At 68.0% G+C, this 18,792-nt stretch carries 20 protein-coding genes; 16 read left to right on the top strand and 4 right to left on the bottom strand.

From position 1 onward, the window contains the following. Window positions 1-1,154, bottom strand: a 1,154-nt coding sequence (locus ELY12_RS03225; protein ID WP_126175278.1) for an FtsX-like permease family protein, incomplete at its 3' end; no start/stop codon positions are given. Beyond that, window positions 1,151-1,840, bottom strand: a complete 690-nt coding sequence (locus tag ELY12_RS03220; protein ID WP_241229703.1) for an ABC transporter ATP-binding protein — start codon at window positions 1,838-1,840, stop codon at window positions 1,151-1,153. The genes ELY12_RS03220 and ELY12_RS03225, both read right to left, overlap by 4 nt. A 55-nt stretch (window positions 1,841-1,895) precedes the next feature. On the opposite strand from ELY12_RS03220, the gene ELY12_RS03215 reads away from it, so the two are divergent. The 4 genes from ELY12_RS03215 (at window position 1,896) to ELY12_RS03200 (ending at window position 5,378) form a co-directional block, all read left to right on the top strand. Continuing rightward, window positions 1,896-2,606: an arylesterase gene (locus ELY12_RS03215; protein ID WP_126175276.1), complete on the top strand. Its 711-nt coding sequence runs from the start codon at window positions 1,896-1,898 to the stop codon at window positions 2,604-2,606. Beyond that, on the top strand, window positions 2,607-3,206 hold the full coding sequence (gene recO, locus ELY12_RS03210; RefSeq protein WP_126175275.1) for a DNA repair protein RecO: 600 nt from the start codon (window positions 2,607-2,609) through the stop codon (window positions 3,204-3,206). It abuts the gene before it with no gap. After that, entirely contained in the window at window positions 3,203-4,261 is a 1,059-nt protein-coding gene (gene leuB / locus ELY12_RS03205; protein ID WP_126175274.1) for a 3-isopropylmalate dehydrogenase, read from the top strand. Before recO ends, leuB begins: the two co-directional genes overlap by 4 nt. Before the next feature lie 61 nt (window positions 4,262-4,322). Then, window positions 4,323-5,378 (top strand): glycosyltransferase, encoded by a 1,056-nt coding sequence (locus ELY12_RS03200; RefSeq protein WP_241229704.1) that lies wholly within the window; start codon window positions 4,323-4,325, stop codon window positions 5,376-5,378. Here ELY12_RS03200 and ELY12_RS03195 read toward each other — a convergent pair. Then, window positions 5,375-6,649 carry a phospholipid carrier-dependent glycosyltransferase gene (locus ELY12_RS03195; protein WP_126175272.1) on the bottom strand — a complete coding sequence of 425 codons (1,275 nt, stop codon included), beginning with the start codon at window positions 6,647-6,649 and terminating at the stop codon, window positions 5,375-5,377. The genes ELY12_RS03200 and ELY12_RS03195 overlap by 4 nt on opposite strands. A gap of 159 nt (window positions 6,650-6,808) precedes the next feature. On the opposite strand from ELY12_RS03195, the gene ELY12_RS03190 reads away from it, so the two are divergent. The 12 genes from ELY12_RS03190 (at window position 6,809) to ELY12_RS03135 (ending at window position 18,571) form a co-directional block, all read left to right on the top strand. After that, window positions 6,809-7,021, top strand: coding sequence for a hypothetical protein (locus ELY12_RS03190; protein ID WP_126175271.1), 213 nt, complete (start codon window positions 6,809-6,811; stop codon window positions 7,019-7,021). A gap of 80 nt (window positions 7,022-7,101) precedes the next feature. Beyond that, complete coding sequence (locus ELY12_RS03185) at window positions 7,102-8,313, top strand: trans-sulfuration enzyme family protein (RefSeq protein WP_126175270.1); 1,212 nt, start codon at window positions 7,102-7,104, stop codon at window positions 8,311-8,313. Between the two features lies 1 nt (window position 8,314). Further along, the gene (locus ELY12_RS03180; protein ID WP_126175269.1) at window positions 8,315-9,187 is read left to right on the top strand and encodes a DMT family transporter; all 873 of its coding nucleotides are present in this window, start codon (window positions 8,315-8,317) and stop codon (window positions 9,185-9,187) included. Window positions 9,188-9,258: 71 nt separating this feature from the next. Beyond that, on the top strand, window positions 9,259-9,657 hold the full coding sequence (gene apaG / locus ELY12_RS03175; RefSeq protein WP_126175268.1) for a Co2+/Mg2+ efflux protein ApaG: 399 nt from the start codon (window positions 9,259-9,261) through the stop codon (window positions 9,655-9,657). Window positions 9,658-9,701: 44 nt separating this feature from the next. After that, window positions 9,702-10,493, top strand: a complete 792-nt coding sequence (locus ELY12_RS03170) for a LysR family transcriptional regulator (protein WP_126175267.1) — start codon at window positions 9,702-9,704, stop codon at window positions 10,491-10,493. A gap of 86 nt (window positions 10,494-10,579) precedes the next feature. Continuing rightward, on the top strand, window positions 10,580-11,026 hold the full coding sequence (locus tag ELY12_RS03165) for a DUF6766 family protein (RefSeq protein WP_241229702.1): 447 nt from the start codon (window positions 10,580-10,582) through the stop codon (window positions 11,024-11,026). Then, window positions 11,023-13,194 (top strand): hypothetical protein, encoded by a 2,172-nt coding sequence (locus ELY12_RS03160; protein ID WP_126175266.1) that lies wholly within the window; start codon window positions 11,023-11,025, stop codon window positions 13,192-13,194. The genes ELY12_RS03165 and ELY12_RS03160 overlap by 4 nt, the downstream gene beginning before the upstream one ends. Before the next feature lie 125 nt (window positions 13,195-13,319). Beyond that, a complete protein-coding gene (locus ELY12_RS03155; RefSeq protein ID WP_206435754.1) occupies window positions 13,320-14,057 on the top strand; it encodes a Crp/Fnr family transcriptional regulator in 738 nt (245 codons plus the stop codon). Next, window positions 14,020-16,098 (top strand): PAS domain S-box protein, encoded by a 2,079-nt coding sequence (locus tag ELY12_RS03150; protein ID WP_126175264.1) that lies wholly within the window; start codon window positions 14,020-14,022, stop codon window positions 16,096-16,098. Before ELY12_RS03155 ends, ELY12_RS03150 begins: the two co-directional genes overlap by 38 nt. Before the next feature lie 2 nt (window positions 16,099-16,100). Next, window positions 16,101-16,463, top strand: coding sequence for a response regulator (locus ELY12_RS03145; RefSeq protein WP_126175263.1), 363 nt, complete (start codon window positions 16,101-16,103; stop codon window positions 16,461-16,463). Between the two features lie 136 nt (window positions 16,464-16,599). Further along, entirely contained in the window at window positions 16,600-17,175 is a 576-nt protein-coding gene (locus tag ELY12_RS03140) for a hypothetical protein (protein ID WP_126175262.1), read from the top strand. A 7-nt stretch (window positions 17,176-17,182) separates the two neighbouring features. After that, window positions 17,183-18,571 carry a L,D-transpeptidase family protein gene (locus tag ELY12_RS03135; RefSeq protein WP_164549389.1) on the top strand — a complete coding sequence of 463 codons (1,389 nt, stop codon included), beginning with the start codon at window positions 17,183-17,185 and terminating at the stop codon, window positions 18,569-18,571. On the opposite strand, the gene ELY12_RS03130 is transcribed toward ELY12_RS03135, so the two are convergent. Continuing rightward, window positions 18,543-18,792, bottom strand: a 250-nt coding sequence (locus ELY12_RS03130; RefSeq protein ID WP_164549388.1) for an energy transducer TonB, incomplete at its 5' end; no start/stop codon positions are given. The genes ELY12_RS03135 and ELY12_RS03130 overlap by 29 nt on opposite strands.

Below are 18,792 nucleotides of genomic sequence, written 5' to 3'. Positions count from 1 at the left end.
GGCGAGACCCGCTCCCGCATGAGCGCCATCGCCGGAAAGCGGCGCGCCCGCAGCAGCGGCGGCGCGGCGAAGATCAAGGCGACCAGCAAACCGTCGGCGAGAGCGATCGCCAGCGCCCCGGGCGCGAAGACGATCCCGGTCCCGACCGGCAGAAGGCCCGACAGCGCCTGCGCCAGCAGCGGCGTGAGAGCCACGCCCGCGGCAATGCCCGCCAGGCTGCCGACCAGCGCCGCGGTGCCGATCTGCAGCGCGTAGATGCGCGCGATATCGGCGCTCGTCGCCCCGAGCACCTTGAGCGTTGCGATCGCCGCCCGCCGCACATCGAGATAGGACGACACACCGCCGCCGATGCCGATCCCCGCGATCACCAGCGCCGCGAGACCGACGAGAGTGAGGAACTCGCCCATCCGTCCCACGAACCGGTCGGCCCCGGGCGCGCCATTGTCGCGCGTGCGAATCTCGAAGCCCGACGCGGGAAAACGCGCTTTCAGCGCAGATTCGGCCGCCTGCGCGTCCTTCGCGCCGGCAAACGCGACATTGGTCTTGGAGCGGTACATCGCGCCCGGCGCGGTCAAGCCCGCTGCGGCTGGCACGTCGGCGCGAACGATTACCGTTGGTCCGAGCTGGAAGCCTTCTCCGAGCCGGTCCGGCTCCTGGTCGAGGATGCCCCCGACGATCAGCCGCGCGGTGCCGACGGTGAAGCCGTCGCCGACGCCGACACCCAGCCGATCAGCCGCCCCTTGGGCAACCCACGCCTGTCCTTGAGGCGGAGCGCCGACGACGCGCCCACCGGCGAGCGTCGCCTGCCCGTAGAGCGGCCACTTGTCGTCGACCGCCTTCAGCTCCACGGGTGCGGCCGCATCGACCGTGCTCGCCATCGCCTGCATGCGCGATCCGAGCGACACGGTGCCGAGTTCGCCGAGAGCGGTAAGCTCCTGGGGGGAGGGGGCCCGTTGCCACAGCGAGACCTGCAGGTCGGCGCCGAGGAACTCGCGTCCGCGCTCTGACAGCTGGCGCTCGATGGTGCCGGTGAGCGTGCCGATCGCGGCGAGCGCGCCCGTGCCGAGGAACAGGCACACCAGCAGCAACCGCAGCCCGCGGAACCGCGCGCTGAGGTCGCGCCGGGCGATGGTCCACGCAGCGGCCCAGGTCACGCGGTCACGTCGCTGACGATACGCCCGTCCGCCAGGGTCACCACACGATCGCAACGGGCGGCGAGCTCGGCGTCGTGGGTGATCACCAGCAGCGTCGCGCCGGTCTCCGCGCGCCGGGCGAGCAGCAGGTCGACGATCGTGTGCCCGGTCGCGGCGTCGAGGTTGCCGGTCGGCTCGTCGGCGAAGATCAGCGCCGGACGCGGCGCGGTCGCGCGGGCGATCGCCACGCGCTGCTGCTCCCCACCCGAAAGCTGCTGAGGATAATGATCGAGCCGATGGCCGAGGCCGACTGCGGTGAGCTCGGCGCGGGCGCGATCACGCGCATCGGCCATTCCGGCAAGCTCCATCGGGGTCGCCACGTTCTCTTCAGCGGTCATTGTCGGCAGCAGGTGGAACGCCTGCAGGACGATCCCGATGCGCCCTCGGCGCGCGCGGGCCAGTTCGTCCTCGCCCATCGCGGCGAAGTCGGCGCCGGCCACCTCGAGCGTACCCGAGGTTGCGCGTTCGAGCCCGGTCAGCACCGCCATAAGGCTGCTCTTGCCCGAGCCCGAGGGGCCCAGCAGCGCGACGACCTCGCCCGCGGCGATATCGAGGTCGATCCCCTTGAGAATTTCGACCGGGGCCGCGCTGCTGCCGAGGGTGAGGGTGAGATTGCGGGCGCGGATCGCGCTGGTAAGGCTTGTCACTGGCATGCGATGGCATAGCTGGGGTGAGGCGGCAACAATGCGAAGGATTTGGTCGATGAGGGTAGCGTGCTGGTCGATGCTTGCGGCCTCGCTGGCGCTGGCGGGATGCAAGGACGAAGCGCCCGCGCCAGCCGTGACGGCCACCGCCAGCGCTACCGCTGCTCCCGCCGACGTGACTGGCCCGGAGGTGCGCGTGCTCGCGTTCGGGGATTCGCTGTTCGCCGGGTACGGCCTCGCCGATCCCAATACGCAAAGCTATCCGGCGCAGCTCGAGCATGCGCTACGGGAAGCCGGACGCAATGTGCGCATTGCCAACGCCGGCGTATCGGGCGACACGACCGCCGCCGGACGCCAGCGCCTCGCGTTCACGCTCGACAACCAGCCTGCCAAGCCGGACCTCGTGCTGCTCGAACTGGGCGGCAATGACCTCCTCCGCGGCCTTCCGCCGGAGCAGACCCGCGCAAATCTCGATGCGATGCTCACCGAACTGGGGAAGCGCAAGATACCGGTCGTGCTGATGAGCCTGCAGGCGCCGCCCAACGCGGGCCCGCAATTCCAGCAGCAGTTCGACCGCATCTACGCGGACCTGGCCAAGCAGCACGGCGCCACGCTGGTGCCGTTCGTGACCGCGCAAGTGTTCACCGATCCCAAGCTAATCCAGGCCGACCATGTTCACCCTACGGCCGAAGGCGTAGCGAAGCTGGTCGACGCGACCGAGGAGGCGATCGCCAAGACCCTGCCGGCTCCGGCGGCTGCGGGCGGCTGAGTGCAGCTCAGCGCTTCGGCCATCGTCGTCGCGGCGCGCGCCCACGGCGAGACTGCGTCGATCGCGCGGGTGCTGACCGAGGAGTTCGGGCTGGTCGCGGGCTACGTCGCCGGCGGGCGCGGGCGCCAGCTTCGGCCTGTGCTCATTCCCGGCAACCGGGTGGCGGCGGAGCTTTCGGCCCGCAGCGACAGCCAGCTGCCCTTTCTCAAGCTGGAACTGGTTGAAAGCCGCGGGCCGTGGCTCGCGGAGCCGCTGCCTGCCGCCGCGATCGCCTGGGTGACCACGCTGGCCGCCGCCGTGCTCCCCGAGCGCAATCCATATCCCACCATATACAATGCCTTGTCGGCGACTCTTGATGCAATCTGTCACGCACCCTCCGCGCGCGGCTGGCTGCGCGCAGTGCTGGGGTACGAGGCGCTGGTTCTTCGTGAACTCGGCTATGGTGGCGCGGCGCCACCCGAAGCGGATCTTGCGGCGCTCCTCGAATTGTTTGCTAGGCAGGCGGCGCCGCTCGAGCGCTACCTGCTTGCCGACCGGAAGGGCGATGCTATGGCCGCGCGCGCCATGCTGGGCGAGCGACTGGAGAAGCTGAAGCCATGAAAGTCGCGGTGATGCCCGGCGACGGGATCGGGCCCGAAGTGACCCGCGAAGCGGTGCGGGTACTCGAAGCACTCGACCTGCCGGGGCTGACGCTGCTCGAAGGCGATGTCGGCGGCATTGCCTACCAGCGGCACGGCCATCCGCTGCCAGCCGAGACCCTCGAAATCGCGCGCGCTGCCGATGCGATCCTGTTCGGCGCGGTGGGCGATCCGGCGTGCGATGCGCTGGAGCGCTCGCTCCGGCCCGAGCAGGCGATCCTCGGCCTGCGCAGCGAGCTGGGCCTGTTCGCCAACCTGCGCCCGGCGACAATGTTTCCGGGCCTCGAGGCGCTGAGCGCGCTCAAGTCCGAGATCGCCGCGCGGATCGACCTCCTGATCGTCCGCGAGCTCAACGGCGACGTCTATTTCGGCGAGAAGGCGATCGAGACCTTGCCCGATGGCCGCCGCCGCGGGCGCGACCTGATGAGCTACGCCGAGGACGAGGTCCGCCGCATCGCGCACGTCGCCTTCCGCGCCGCACAAGGCCGCAGGAAGCGCCTGTGCTCCGTCGACAAGGCGAACGTGCTCGAAACCAGTCAGCTCTGGCGCGACGTGGTGGTCGAGGTCGCCGCGGAATACCCCGACGTCGCGCTCGAGCACATGTATGTCGACAACGCAGCAATGCAGCTGGTGCGCGATCCGGGCCGGTTCGATGTGGTGGTCACCGGCAACCTGTTCGGCGACATCCTGTCCGACCAGGCGAGCATGTGCGTCGGCTCCATCGGGCTGCTCGCAAGCGCGGCGCTCGGCGAGCGGCAGACCGCGCACGGCACTTTCGGGCTCTACGAACCGATCCACGGCAGCGCGCCCGACATCGCCGGCAAGGGGCTCGCCAATCCGATGGCGACGATCCTGTCGGCAGCGATGATGCTGCGCCATTCGTTCGGGCGCGAGGACGAAGCGGCCCGGATCGAGACCGCAGTCAGCCGCGCGCTGGCCGATGGTGTGCGCGGGCACGATCTCGGCGGTGCGGCGGGAACGGCGACGATCGGCGAGGCGGTCCTTGAGCGCCTCTGACACGCCGCTCGAACTGGCGGTCGTCCTGCCGACCTATAACGAGCGCGGCAATATTGCGCCGATGGTAGCGCGGCTGGACGCGGCGCTCGGCGATACCGCGTGGGAAGCGATCTTCGTCGACGACGACAGCGCCGACGGGACCGCCGACGAAGTGCGCGAAATCGCCCGGACCGACCCCCGCGTTCGCGTCATCCAGCGCATCGGCCGCCGCGGGCTTGCGAGCGCTGCCATCGAGGGCATGTGCGCGACCGCCGCGCCGATCGTCGCGGTGATGGACGCCGACCACCAGCACGATCCCGCGCTGCTGCCGCAGATGCTGGCCGCAATTCGCTCGGGCGATTACGACCTCGCCTACGCCAGCCGCTTCGCCAAGGGCGCGAGCGCCGCAGGCCTGTCGAGCGAGGCGCGGGAGAAGGGCTCGCGCATCGCCAACGCGGTCGCGCGCAAGGTGACTGGCGTCGAACTGACAGACCCGATGAGCGGCTACTTCATGCTGCGCGCCGATGCGCTGCGAAAGGATGCGCATCGCCTGTCCGGGGTCGGCTTCAAGATCCTGCTCGACATCCTCGCCACCGCCGAACGGCCGATGCGAGTGAAGGAACTACCTCTCCAGTTCGCCGCGCGGGCGCAGGGCGAAAGCAAACTCGATCGGACGGTGGTGTTCGAATTTCTCGTCGGTCTCTACGACAAGTGGCTGGGCCGCTTCATTCCCACGCGCTTCGCGCTGTTCGGCACCATCGGCGCCGCCGGCGTAATTGTGCATATGGCGGTGCTCAGCGCCTTCCTCGCAGCGACCGGCAATGCCTTCGCCGGGTACTCGTTCACCGAGTTCGAGATCGGCCAGACGCTCGCCGCGCTGGTCGCGATGACCTTCAACTTCGTGCTCAACAACGCGCTGACGTACGCCGACCAGCGGCTGCGGGGCTTTGGCGCGTTGGCGAAGGGCTGGCTGCGGTTCGCGCTCACCTGCTCGGTCGGCCTGCTCGCCAACGTCGGCGTGGCGGCGGTGCTGGTCCGCTTCGGCATGCACGCCTACCCGGCCGCGCTGGCCGGCATCGTCATCGGTTCGGTGTGGAACTACGCGCTGTCGAGCCGCTTCGTGTGGGGCAAGTACTAGCGCCAGCTCTTGAGCCACATCCAGTGTTCAAACGCGCGCGGACCATCGAGCGGGGCGGCGTCGAGGATCGGGTGGAACCACACGAACACCGCGACCGATCCCGCAAGCACGGTCCACGCCAGCCAGCCCCAGCCGCGGTTGCGCAAAGCGTCGAGCGCCAGGGCGAGGCCCGCAAGCAGCGCCATGCTCGGCAGGAAGTAGTGGTAATAGAACTGGATCGGCTTGGCGGCGACGATCCACATGCCGAGGCTGGCGGCGTAGATCACCACCACCGCAAGCGCATCGACGCGCTTCTTCACCCACGCCGCCCACGCACACCACAGCATCGCCGGTAGGCCGAGCAGCATGGTCAGCGGATTGCCGATCAGCAGCACCCCGCGCTGCGCGCCGTCGGCCGGTTCGTAGAGGTACCAGATCGCCCGCCGGTCGATAATCCAGTCGGTCCAGGTGCTCTGGTAGGGATGCGGCTTGATCACGCTCTCCTGCATCCGCAGCATCATCTCGTGCAGCCCGATGAAGCCGCGCCCGCCGAGTTCGGCGGGCTCGATCAAATAAGCAGGAAGATACGTGAGCGCATAGACCGCGAGCGGCAGCAGGCCGAGCCAGATCGCGGCCTCGCCCAGCCGGATGCCCGGCACCGGCGGGCCGCGGTGGCCGATCAGCCCGCTCCACCCGTTCGCGCGCAGCCGCACGGCAAGGAATGCGAGCCCCGGCAGCGGCGCGACCGAGATCGCGTTCCACTTCGTCCCCAACGCGAGGCCCAACGCGACGCCGGCAATCACCAGACTCCGCCGGCCATGCTCGGGCTCGCGCACCGCGGCGGCGCATTGCCAGAATACGACCGAGAGTAACGCGATCATGAACCCGTCGAGCATCGCGATCCGCGCGTGGACGAAAAGGATAAATCCGGTCGCCAGCAGCACCCCGTAGGCCAGCGTCGCGAAGCGCCTGAGTGAGGCGAACCACAGCGCCCGCATGCTCGCCCACAGCGCCAGTGCGCCGGCGAGCGCGCTCGGCAGGCGCCACGACCACGCGTGATCGCCGAACAGGCCGATGCCCGCCGCGATCACCTCCTTGCCGAACATCGGATGCTCGCGGTTAAGCCAGTCGCTCCCGGCGAGCAGCGCGCGCGCGGCGGGGAGATAATGGATCTCGTCGAAATAGGGCTTCGACGGGATGCCCAGCCGGAAACAGACGAGCGCTAGGAAGCCGAGCGCGATCGCGGCGCACCAGCCGACGGGGTCGCGGGAATGGTGCGGCGGCAAGGACATGCGAAGCCGGCGCATAGCCGCGCGGCGGGTCAAGGGGAAGGGCCCGCGGCGAAGCGAGGCAGGGTTACGATAAACCGGAACGTTAGGTACTTTTCCTAACGGAACTCAAGTACTTAAGATGGTTATAGATCGCGTAGACTTTGATTCGAGGGGTATTTCATGACCATCCGCAAACTGCCTGCCGCCATTGTCGCGGCCACGCTCGCCATCGCTCCGGTCGCGGTTCAGGCCGCGCCGGTCGCACGCGCCGCCGCGCCAGCCGCGGAGGAGAACGAGCTCGGCGGCACCCTGCTGTGGATTGCGATTGTCATCGGCGTGATCATCGGGGCGGTCCTCCTTCTGGACGACAAGAACGATCCGGTCAGCCCCTGACGCAAAACCGGCGCTTTCTTGCGCCGGTGCCTTTTTTGCATTGAAGCGGGTCCGCTCGCGCTCCTAGAGCGCGCCTTGCGATGAAGAAGACCACCGGTATGGACCGCGCCGCCACGCGCAACTGGCGCCCCGCTACCCGCGCGGTGCGCGGCGGCACGTGGCGCTCCGAGCACGGCGAGACGAGCGAGGCATTGTTCCTCTCGTCGGGCTTCACCTACGATAACGCCGCCAGCGTCGCCGCGCGGTTCAGCGGCGACGAAGAGGGCATGACCTATTCGCGGCTTCAGAACCCTACGGTCGCGATGCTGGAGGAACGCATCGCGCTGATGGAGGGCGCCGAGGCGTGCCGCACCCAGGCGAGCGGGATGGCCGCGATGACCGCCGCGCTGCTGTGCCAGCTGTCGGCGGGCGATCACGTGGTCGCCGCACGCGCCGCTTTCGGCTCGTGCCGCTGGCTGGTCGATCATCTTTGCCCCCGCTTCGGGATCGAGGCGACCGTGATCGACGCCGCGGTGAACGAAGAATGGGACCGGGCGATCCGGCCGAACACCAAGGTGTTCTTCTTCGAAACCCCGGCCAATCCCACGCTCGACGTGGTGGACCTTCAGTACGTCTGCGATCTCGCCCGCGCGCATGGCATCGTCACGGTGGTCGACAACGCCTTCGCCTCGCCGGTGCTGCAGCGCCCGCTCGAATTCGGTGCGGACGTGGTAGCCTACTCCGCGACCAAGCTGATGGACGGGCAGGGCCGCGTGCTCGCCGGGGCGGTGTGCGGGTCGCAGGACTTCATCGATAACGTGCTGCTGCCGTTCCAGCGCAACACCGGGCCGAACCTCAGCCCGTTCAGCGCATGGGTCGTGCACAAGGGGCTGGAGACGCTCGACCTGCGCGCGCGGGCGCAGAGCGTGTCCTCCGCTGAGCTCGGCCGGTTCATCGAGCCGCGCGTCGCGCGCATGCTCCACCCCGGCCTGCCGAGCCATCCGCGGAACGAACTCGCCACCCGCCAGATGCCCAATGGCACCGGCCCGATCTTCGCCTTCGAAGTGCCGGGCGGGCGCGAGCAGGCGTTCGCCCTGCTCGATGCGCTGGGGCTGATCGATATCTCGAACAACATCGGCGACACCCGTAGCCTGCTCTGCCATCCCGCCAGCACCACCCACGCCAGCATGAGCGAAGAGGCGCGTGAGGCGATGGGCGTGACCGAGGGCCTCCTGCGCATCAACGTCGGGCTCGAGGACATCGACGACCTGAAGGAAGACATCGACCGGGCACTGGCGAAGGCCGGCCTCTAGCGTGCCGGTCGGGTCGGTCCTGCTGGTCCTGCTGGCAGCGGTCACCCACGCAACCTGGAACCTCCTCGCGAAGCGCGCCGCGCATGCCGGTGCCGCATTCCTGTTCTGGTCGGGCCTGTTCGCGTGCCTGTTCTACGCGCCGTGGGCCGGATGGCTGATCGCGGTCGGCGGGATCGACTGGCAATGGCCGATGGTCGCCTGCATCGCGGTCAGCGCATTGATCCACCTGCTCTACAGCTTCGCGTTGCAGAAGGGCTACCGTGTCGCGGACCTTTCGGTGGTCTATCCGATCGCACGCGGTTCCGGGCCGCTACTGTCGTCGCTCGCCGCCTTCACCCTGTTTGCCGAGAGCCCGGGCGCGCTAAGGCTCGCCGGCCTCGTCGCGGTCGTCGGCGGCATCCTGCTGATCGCGACCGACGGCCACGTCGCGCGCCTCGCCCGCAGCGATGCGCGTGCCGGGGTGGTGTGGGGCGGGGCGACCGGCAGCCTGATCGCCAGTTACACGCTGGTCGACGGCTACGGAGTCAAGCGGCTGGGTATCGACGCGGTGCTGCTCGACTGGTTCGCCAACCTGCTGCGGCTGCTGATCCTCGCGGTGGCCATCGCACCTCAGTGGCGCGCAAGCCTCGGCAAGATGAGCGGCCACTGGTGCGGTGCGATCGGCGTCGGCTTCCTTTCGCCGCTCGGTTACATCCTCGTGCTCAAGGCCATGGCCGCGGGCGCCCCGGTCAGCATCGTCGCGCCGATGCGCGAGCTGTCGATGATGCTCGTCGCGGTGCTGGGCATGCTCCTGCTGGGCGAGAAGGTCAGCGCGGCGCGCCTTGCCGGCTGCGCGACGATGGTCGGCGGCGTGGTGCTGCTCGGCCTCTCCTGACCGCGCGCGATGGAGGAAGAACCGGGCGGGGGTCTTGCGCCTCGCCCCTCGAACGCTACGTGTGAAGAACGATGAAGCAACTGTTCCAGCACGCCGCGATCACCGATGGGATCACCGTTCGCGTCGCGGTCAACTTCCTGCCCGAACAATCGCGTCCGCAGGACGGCAAGTGGTTCTGGGTCTATCACATCCGGATCGAGAACGGCTCGAACGACCGGGTGCAACTGGTCAGCCGCCACTGGCGCATCACCGACGCGCGCGGAATGGTCAACATCGTCGATGGTGAAGGCGTGGTGGGCGAAAAGCCGGTGCTCGAACCCGGCGAAAGCCACGACTACGTTTCGGGCTGCCCGCTGACCACGCCGCACGGGACGATGGAAGGCTTCTACACCTTCCACCGCGCCAACCGCGAGCCGCTCGAAGTGCGCATCCCGTTTTTCCCGCTCGCCGCGCCGGCCGAGGCGGGTTGAACCGATTGGCAAGATAGCCGCCCGTCGCTAGAGGCGCATCCGCCATGAAGCGCACGCACCTGCCTTTGAACGCCTTGCGCGTGTTCGACGCCGCCGCGCGGCACCTGTCGTTCACCCGTGCGGCGGACGAGCTGGCGGTGACTCCGGCAGCGGTCGGGCAGCAGATTCGCGCACTTGAGGATCACCTCGGTACGGTCCTGTTCCGCCGCACCAGCAAGGGGCTGGAACTGACCGACGAGGCCAGTGCCGGCCTCGATGCGCTTCGCGAAGGCTTCCTGAAGTTCGAGGAAGCGGTCCAGGCGATGCAGGCCGGCCAAGCGAGCGACCGCTATACGATCGCTGCTCCGCGCGAATTCTACGCGCAGTGGCTTAGCCACCGGCTGGCGGCGTTCCGCGAGAGCAATCCCGGCATTCGCCTGCAGCTCATCGCAGACGAGAACGCCGATTTCACCGAGACCAATCTCGACGTGGCGATCCGGCTGGTCGACGGCCCGGGCGACCTTGAAGGCGTCGAACTGGCGCCTGCCCAGCGGGTAGTCGTGGCCGCGCCCGGCGCGCCCGATCAATGGATCGCCTGGCCCGGCGCGCCGCTGCCCGAAGGGGCGGAAGGCATGGTGCTCGTCGCCAATCCCGGCCAGGCGCTGTCGAGCGCGGTCGCGGGTCTCGGCAAGGCGATGCTGCCGGCGCTCCTGGTCGAGGAAGCCGTCGGCCGGGGTACGCTCGAAATCCTCGAAGGTCCTGACGAGGGCCGCCGCGCCTATTGGCTGGTCGCGCCGCTGCCGCAGTGGCGGCAGAAGAAGGTCAAGGCGCTGGTCGCGTTCCTGACCCAAGCCTGACCGAAATAGCCCTCCTTAACCTGCATCAACCCGGAAACGCGCGCCCCTGATCGTCGTTCAGCGGATGAACCGACGATGGAGGCACTATGTCCGACAAGCAGGAAGCCAAGGCCGCGCGGCTCGGGGTGCTGGGCAAGTATTCCTACGCCTGGCTGACGCTGGCGTTTTTTTTCGTCTCGCTCGCGCTCCACTGGTATTTCGGCTGGCGAGCGTTCGTCGACGACGCGCAGACGCACCACCAGGCGCCCCAACTCGCGGAATACCTCAACGAGATGGGTCGCGACACGTTCGAGAACTGGCAGTCGGAATTCCTCCAGCTGTTGTGGCAAGTCGTCGGTCTCGCGTACTTCCTCTACCTCGGCTCGCCGTCCTCGAAAGAAGGGGACGACCGCATGGAGGCTAAGCTCGACGCGCTGATCCGCCTGAAGGCGGGTGACAAGGGCGAGTCGATCATTCGCGAGATCGACGACCGCTTCCTGCGCCACCACGGCCACGCCAAGCCGTTGAATTACGAGCAGGAAATGCGGTCATGACAGCGCTGTCGCTGGCGGTGCGCGAAGCCGGGGACGCGTTCGACCGCGGCGCGGCGTTCGCCAAGGCCCGCCACGGCGGCATCGTACTCAACGCCCGGAAGGTCGGCGCGGACCTGTGGGTCTCGTTCGAGCGCAAAGGGGAGCAGGGCGGGCTCGCTTTGCGCGTGGCGCTCCTCAGCGATGACGTGGAACTAACCCGCGCCGATGGCGATGCGCTGATTGCGTTCGAAGTGACCAGCGCGCTCGGCCGGCATCGGATCACGGTGGAAGCGGACGACTCCGAGGAGGCGATGTTCGTCCTCACCGCCAGCTTTCGGCCCCGGGACACGCTACACATCCCCTTCCTGCCGCGGGACCTGATTGCCATCGGCCCGAACGGTCGGCCCGACAAGCCCAAGGGCAAGATCGAGGCGAAGCAGCGGCGGCTCAATACCGGCTTCTGCTATTTTACGCTCGCCGAGCCCGACTTCGGCAAGGTTCTCTATTGGCAGGACCTGACCGCGCTCAACGACTACTTCCTGGCGACCGGCACCAAGCCCGAAAACGCCGTCGGCGGAGAATGGCCCGAGGTGGGCTATCGCCCGCCGACCAATCCCGACGATCCGAACAGCGCGCTGCCAGCCGGGCGCGAAACCGTGATCAACCGCGCGTACCTGCTCGTCCGCCGCTTCCCCGAGGAAAAGGAGACGACCTCTGCGTGGCAGTTCCTCGACATGATGGCCGCGGTCTATCGCCGGCTCGACCTGCCCGGCTGGGAATATCGCGACTGGATCGAACGGTCGAACCGCACCCTGCGCGACCTTGCGACTAGCCCCAAGGCGCGCGTGCGGCACGGCAAGAACGTGTACTACCACCCTTATACGGCGACCGAGTATCCGGACTCGATGGTCCAGCTCTCGCTCGGCGGGGCGATCCATGAGTGGGGCCGGTGGGAAGGGCGCAAGAGCCCACTCGAGCGCGAGGTCATCAAGGGCCTGCGCGGGTTCTACGATCCGGAGCTCAAGACCCTGCGCCGCTACCTGCCCAATGTCGGCGACGACAAGGACGCCGATGCGGTCGACAGCTGGTACCTCTACCACCCGTTGCGGAACCTCGCCGAGCTGGCGATCGACGGTGATGGGGATGCCAAGGCGCTGTTCTTCGACTGCATCGATTACGGCATCAAGGCCGCGCATCACTTCAAGTACAAATGGCCAATCCAGTATAAGATTGACACTTTCGAGGTGATCACCGCGGTCGCCGCTGACGATCGCGGCCAGACTGATGTCGGCGGGATGTACGCCTGGGTCATGCTGCTCGCTTTCGAGCTGTCGCACGACCAGCGCTTCCTCGACGAAGCGCGCGCCGCGATCGACGCAGCCGAGGGTATGCGGTTCAACTTGAACTACCAGGCCAACCTCACCGCCTGGGGCGCGACGGCGTGCATCAAGCTGTGGCGCATCACCGGCGACATGCACTACCTGGCGCAGAGCTACGTCTATCTCGCCAGCTTCTTCCACAATTGTCAGATCTGGGACAGCGAGATCGGAATCGCCAAGAACTACCACAACTTCCTCGGCGTCACCTGCCTGCAGGACGCGCCGTACATGGCGGTCTACGAGTGCTTCGACAGCTACGCGGCGTTCGAACGTTATCTCGATTTCGCCGGACCCGACCTGATCCCGTCGGTCAAGTTGCTGGTCGACGAATACTGCCGCTACGCGCTCGACCGGGCGTGGTTCTTCTACCCCGACGCGCTGCCGAAGGACGGGCTGGCGACCGAGAACCGCAACGGGCATATCGACCGCGCGCTGTCGTTCCCGGTGGAGGACCTCTACCCGGACGGCCAGCCCGCGGGGCAGGTCGGGCAGGAGATCTACGGCGCGGGCGCAGCGATGGTCTTCGCGACCCGAGCATTCCACCAGATCGAGGGCGCGCCGATCATGCTCCACTGCGACCGTTTCATCCGGGCGCTCACCCGGATCGACGAGCACTCGGTCAGCTTTGCGCTCGACGGGCCCGCCGGCCTGAGCACAAAAGTCTCGCTCATCGCGACCAAGGACCGCAAGAAAATCGTCGCCCGGATACGCGACGCGAACGGCGGGGTCCTCGCCCCCGCGCGTGACGCGCCGGGCGTGCTGTGCCGCTTCGAAGTGCCCGCGCAAGGGGTCTACACCCTGAGTTGGTAATTGCTCGCAAGTTCTCGGAATCGGGCGCTTTTCGCCGGATTCGCTCGCTCCCGGATTCTGATGTATGTGAGGGTTAGTCCGCAGCGGTTGGGATAGTCCCCATGCCAGACTCGAACCTGTCGCTGGTGGGCAATCTGATCCTGAACCTCGAGCGCTACGTCCGGTTGTCCGCCGATGATCGCAGCGCACTGGAAAATCTGAAGAGCTCGCCGCTGTGCGAGGCGAAGGCACGCAGCGACATCGTGCGCGAGGGGCAAAAACCCACTGTCGTCCGCCTGGTCACCTCCGGCTGGGCGTGCCGCTACAAGGACTTGCCGGACGGCCGCCGCCAGATTGTGGGGTTCTTCATTCCCGGCGATTTCTGCGACCTCAACGTCTATATCCTGCAGCAGATGGATCATTCGATCGGCGCGATCACGCCGGTGACGTATCTCGCCATCCCGCCAGACGTGATGGAAAAGCTGACCACCACCCGGCCGCGGGTTGGGCAGGCGCTGTTGTGGCATCAACTCGTCGAGTCCTCGGTTCAGCGCGAATGGCTGCTCAACATCGGCCAGCGCAGCGCGCTCGAGCGCCTCGGCCACCTGTTCGTCGAGCTGTACCTGCGGTGCCGCGCGGTCGGCATGGCAAGGGGAATGACGCTCGATTTCCCGCTCACGCAGAACGACCTGGCGGAAGCGACCGGCGTCACCCCGGTTCACCTCAACCGCACGTTGCAGGAAGTCCGACGTCAGGGGTTGATTGAACTCAGAGGCAAGAAGCTCACCATCCTCGACCTCGAGCAGCTGAAGCAAATGTCGCTATTCAACGAGAACTACCTGCACCTTGACCACGAAGGACGACAACTCGACGCCAACGACTGACGGTCAGTCGTTCAACGCGTTCGAAGCGGGCAGGCAGGGCACCGCCGAACGCGACCGCGCCGAAGCCAAGATCGAGGGCGTGCGCGAATTGGGCGGGGTGTTCGTCCAGGCGGTGCGGGCGACCCGCCTGCCGATGGTGCTGACCGATCCAGCGCTTCCCGGCGAACCGATCGTGTTCGCGAACCAAGCCTTCCTCGACCTCAGCGGTTACGCGATGCACGAAGTGCTGGGCCAACATCCGCACTTCATGAACGGTCCCGAGGCTGACGGCGCGGATGCCGGGCGCTTTCTCGATATCCTTAGGAGCGACCGCGACGGTCTGGTCGAAACCGTGCAGTATGCCAAGGGCGGCCGCCGCTTCGTCGCCACCGTGCTCCTGAGCGCGTTCAAGGACGAAGCAGGCGAAACGCTTCACCACTTCCTGTCGTGGACGGATGTGACGCGGCGGGTGGACGCCGAGGACGACAACGCCAGCTTACGTGCAACCCAAGCGGCGCTGCGCGAAAGCAAGGCCGACCTTCAGGCCGAGCCTCGCCTCGCCACGCTGCTGCGCGACCTATCCGCGCGTCTGGTCACCGAGGAGAGCCTGCAGGCGATCTACGAGGAGATCCTCACCGCAGCGATCGAGATCACCGGCGCGAGGGCGGGCACAGTGCAGATGTTCGACGAGGAAAACGAGGGACTCGTCGTGCTGGCCACGCGCGGCTTCAGCCGCGAAACGGACGATTACTTCCACCGCGTCGATGCCGGGTCGCAGACCTCGTGCGGCTTGGCGCTGCGCACCGGGACCCGCTCGTACTTCGATTTCGATCCTGCCGACGACGACCCTTCCGCCCGACTCTATGTGCAGGACGGCGTGCTGTCGGCGCAGTCGACGCCGCTTCTCTCCCGCTCCGGGGTACCGATCGGGATGGTCTCGACTCATTGGGGCGAGCCGGGGCACCGCATGTCGGAGCGGGAGCTGCGCTTCATCGACCTTCTCGCGCGCCAGGCCGCCGACCTGATCGAGCAACGCAATGCCAGTGCGATTCTGCGCGAAAGCGGGGAGCGGCTCCAGTTGATCGTCGAAAACGCCCGGGACTATGCCATCTTCACCATCGATCCGGACGGGCTCGTGACCGGCTGGCACGAAGGGGCGGAAGCGGTGTTCGGCTACTCGCGCGAGGAGATCGTCGGACAGGACGGCAACTTGCTGTTCACGCCCGAGGACCGCGCCGCGGGCGCGTTCGAAGAGGAGCGCGCCGTCGCCGCCGAGCGCGGCAAGGCTCCCGACGTTCGCTGGCACCTGCGCAAGGACGGCAGCCGCGTGTTCATCGACGGTGTCTCGACCGCATTGCGGTCCGCCGAGGGAAAACTGACCGGCTTTCTCAAGGTCGGCCGCGACGCCACCGATCGCCATCAGGCCGAGCGGCGCCAGCAACTGCTGCTCGAGGAACTGCAGCACCGGGTCCGCAATATCCTCGCGATGGTCCGCTCGCTTGTCCGTCAGTCGAACGGCGAGGGGTACCGAGACCTCGACGACTTCGTCGCGCACCTGGTCGGCCGGCTCGACGCGATTGCCCGCACCCAGGTGATCCTGACCCGCGCCGCCGACGCCAAGGTCGATCTGGAAATGCTCGTGCGGGACGAGCTGCGCACGCAGATCGTCGACGAGTTGCGGCTGCAGATCGCGGGTCCGGCCGTGAGCCTCGCGCCCAAGGCGGCCGAGGTGCTCACGCTCGCGCTGCACGAACTGGCGACCAACTCGCTCAAGTATGGCGCGCTGTCCGACCCCTTCGGCCGGCTGGCCGTGACGTGGGCGGTCACTGCGCGCGGCGCGGAGCCCTGGTTGCAGATCACGTGGGACGAACGGTCCCGCCACGATGCGCACCGGCCGACCGCGCCCGGATTTGGAACCGAACTGATCGAAGAGCGTGTTCCCTACGAATTGAAAGGAGAAGCGAGCCTGCTGGTTACCGATGACGGGGTGATAGCGGAAATCGCTTTCCCCCTCGTCGAAGGAGCCAGCATCCTCGAAACGGGCGCTGTTGCCGGAGCTTGACGATGACCGACAAGGCACTGGATGGCCGCAAAATCCTCGTCGTGGAGGACGAGTACTTTCAGGCGCGTGAAATGAAGGCGCTGCTCGAGCGGCAGGGGGCGACCGTCGTGGGGCCCGTGTCGCGCGCCAGCGAAGCGGAGGCTTTGCTGATCGAGCAGCCGGTCGATGCGGCGGTGCTCGACATCAACCTGGGCGGCGGGCCGAACTTCGCGACCGCCAACCTGCTGCAGCGCGAGGGCGTGCCGTTTGCGATCGTGACCGGCTACGACAAGAGCGCGATTCCCGCCGAGCTCAGCGCCGTGCCGCGGCTAGACAAACCGGCGAGCGAGAAGGCGCTGATCGCGCAGCTTGCGCAGCTCGTCTGAGGGCGGACTCCCGGATGCGGGACGCGTGCGTGCTGCCGGTGGCGGAACGCTTCTCCCAGGGTGGCGTTACAAGGCCGGACGAGAGGGCGTCGCAAAGCGACGAACATTGGTTCCGACACAAAAAAGGGGACACGCAATGAAGTACTCTCTCGTATTGCTCGCCGCCGCCGCATTGCCGCTCGCTGGCTGCGCTTCCTACAATGACGACAACACCGTCGCCAGCGCCGGCACCGGCGCCGCGATCGGTGCTGCCACCGGCGTCGGCGTTTCCGCCGTTGCTGGGACCGACCTCCTGACCAGCGCCGCCGTCGGTGCCGCGGTCGGGACGCTCGCGGGCGCTGTCTGGGCCGACCGCAACCGTGACGGCCGGGCCGATGGCTACGTCTACCAAAACCAGTACTATGCCGGCACGCCGGACACCTATCAGGCCGGAATGGGCGATGCGTCCTATTGCCCAAGCATCGGCGGCACCGCCCTGCGCACCGGCGCGGCCGGCGCTGCGGTGGGTGCTGGCGCGGGCGCGCTGATCAAGGGCGTGAGCGTCCTCGAAGGCGCGGCGATCGGCGCGGTTGTCGCCGGCGTCGGCGGCGCGATCTGGGCCGACCAGAACCGCGACGGTTGCATCGACGGCTATGTCCGCGAAGGCCAGTACTACGCCGGTGCGCCGGTGGTGGAACCGGTGCAGACCGCCTACACCGGCGAGCGGGGCTGATCTGCCGATGACCGGCATCGCCAAGGCCAGGCTGGCCCTGACAACCCGTGCGATGCTGGCCCTGAGTGTGGGCGCGCTGATTGCGGTCGGCGCGCCCACGCCTGCGTTCGCGGCGCCCCTCGGCAGCACCGACAAGGTGCGCGCCGAGGTCGCCGATCACGCGGGCGATTTGCGCAAATTCTACGCCGCGCGCGAGAACCGGCCGCTGTGGATCTCCGCCACCGGCGAAGTCTTCCCCGCGGTCGACCGGCTGCTCGAGCGGCTAGACAGCGCGCAGTTCGATGCGCTCGATCCCAAGACCCTGAAGCGGCTGCGGACCGGCGAGGTCCGCCGCGATCTCGACCGCGCGCTGCGCGGCAAACCGAGCGATATCGCCGAGGCGGACGTGGCGATGTCGCGCCTGTTCGTCGACTACGTCCGCGCGATGCGCGCCGCCCCGCGCGCGCAGATGATCTACGAAAGCCAGGCGCTCGCCCCCGCCATTCCCACCGCCGAGGCGGTGCTGCAGGCGGCCGCCAAGGCGCCGTCGCTGGAGGAGCACGTCGCCCAGATGGGCTGGATGCACCCGCTCTACGCGCCGCTGCGCGATGCGATGGCGACGCCCGGCTTCACCGAACAGCGCCGCGCGACGATCTGGGACAACCTCCAGCGCGTCCGCGCGCTGCCGGCGACCCCGGCGGACCGCTACGTCCTGGTCGATGCCGCCGCCGCGCGGCTGACTATGTACGAGCACGGCAAGCCGGTCGACAGCATGAAGGTCGTCGTCGGCCGCCCCGACGCGGCGACCCCGCAGATGGCGGGCTTCATCCGCTACGCCATCGTCAACCCGTACTGGAACGTCCCGCCCGACCTGGTCCAGAAGACCATCGCCAAGGGCTATCTCAAGGGCGGCGCCAAGTGGCTCAAGGCCAACGGTTACGAGGTCCTCTCCGACTACGGCGACGACGCCAAGCTGATCGATCCCAAGTCGGTCGACTGGAAAGCCGTCGCCGCCGGCGCGCCCGGGCCCTATGTCCGCCAGCGGCCGGGCGGCCCGAACTTCATGGGCAAGGTGAAGTACGAATTCCCCAACGCCCAGGGCATCTACCTGCACGACACGCCCGAGCGCGCGCTGCTCGCGAGGGACCAGCGCCAGCTCTCCAACGGCTGCGTGCGGCTGGAGGATGCCGACCGCCTCGGCCGCTGGCTGCTCGGCCGCTCGGTCGCCAGGATCCCCGCCGGCAAGGAGCAGCGGCTCGACCTGCCGACGCTCGTGCCGGTGTACATCACCTACCTCACCGCCGCGCCCGATGCGAAGGGCACGATCGCCTTCCGCAGCGACGTCTACGGCCGTGACAACATGACCCGGCTCGCCGCGCGCGACGGGGTCAGCGGCGCCGCCGGGTCCCCCAGGTAAAGCTCGTCGAGAGCGTGCTCTCGATCGGCTGGCCCGCGCCATTGATCGCCGGGCGGAAGCGGAAGCGCTGGGTGAACAGCCGGCAGGTGAGCCCGTCGAGCAACTCCGACCCGCTCGAGCGCGTCACCGCGCAGCGATCGACCGCGCCGTCCGTCCGCACCCGGAAGCTGATCCCGACCGTGCCCGCCAGCCCCTCCGCCTCCGCCCCGCGCGGGTAGTCG

This window comes from Tsuneonella rigui (assembly GCF_003958625.1).
Classification (GTDB): Bacteria; Pseudomonadota; Alphaproteobacteria; order Sphingomonadales; family Sphingomonadaceae; genus Tsuneonella; species Tsuneonella rigui.
Note: the sequence above shows the minus strand (reverse complement) of the source record. Positions and strands in the feature narration are given on the sequence as shown.

Coding starts and splice junctions, on each gene's coding strand:
- ELY12_RS03215 (WP_126175276.1), top strand. CDS start 1,896: ATGAGGGTAGCGTGCTGGTCGATGCTTGCGGCCTCGCTGGCGCTGGCG.
- leuB (WP_126175274.1), top strand. CDS start 3,203: ATGAAAGTCGCGGTGATGCCCGGCGACGGGATCGGGCCCGAAGTGACC.
- ELY12_RS03200 (WP_241229704.1), top strand. CDS start 4,323: ATGGTAGCGCGGCTGGACGCGGCGCTCGGCGATACCGCGTGGGAAGCG.
- ELY12_RS03195 (WP_126175272.1), bottom strand. CDS start 6,649: ATGTCCTTGCCGCCGCACCATTCCCGCGACCCCGTCGGCTGGTGCGCC.
- ELY12_RS03190 (WP_126175271.1), top strand. CDS start 6,809: ATGACCATCCGCAAACTGCCTGCCGCCATTGTCGCGGCCACGCTCGCC.
- ELY12_RS03185 (WP_126175270.1), top strand. CDS start 7,102: ATGAAGAAGACCACCGGTATGGACCGCGCCGCCACGCGCAACTGGCGC.
- apaG (WP_126175268.1), top strand. CDS start 9,259: ATGAAGCAACTGTTCCAGCACGCCGCGATCACCGATGGGATCACCGTT.
- ELY12_RS03170 (WP_126175267.1), top strand. CDS start 9,702: ATGAAGCGCACGCACCTGCCTTTGAACGCCTTGCGCGTGTTCGACGCC.
- ELY12_RS03165 (WP_241229702.1), top strand. CDS start 10,580: ATGTCCGACAAGCAGGAAGCCAAGGCCGCGCGGCTCGGGGTGCTGGGC.
- ELY12_RS03160 (WP_126175266.1), top strand. CDS start 11,023: ATGACAGCGCTGTCGCTGGCGGTGCGCGAAGCCGGGGACGCGTTCGAC.
- ELY12_RS03145 (WP_126175263.1), top strand. CDS start 16,101: ATGACCGACAAGGCACTGGATGGCCGCAAAATCCTCGTCGTGGAGGAC.
- ELY12_RS03140 (WP_126175262.1), top strand. CDS start 16,600: ATGAAGTACTCTCTCGTATTGCTCGCCGCCGCCGCATTGCCGCTCGCT.
- ELY12_RS03135 (WP_164549389.1), top strand. CDS start 17,183: ATGACCGGCATCGCCAAGGCCAGGCTGGCCCTGACAACCCGTGCGATG.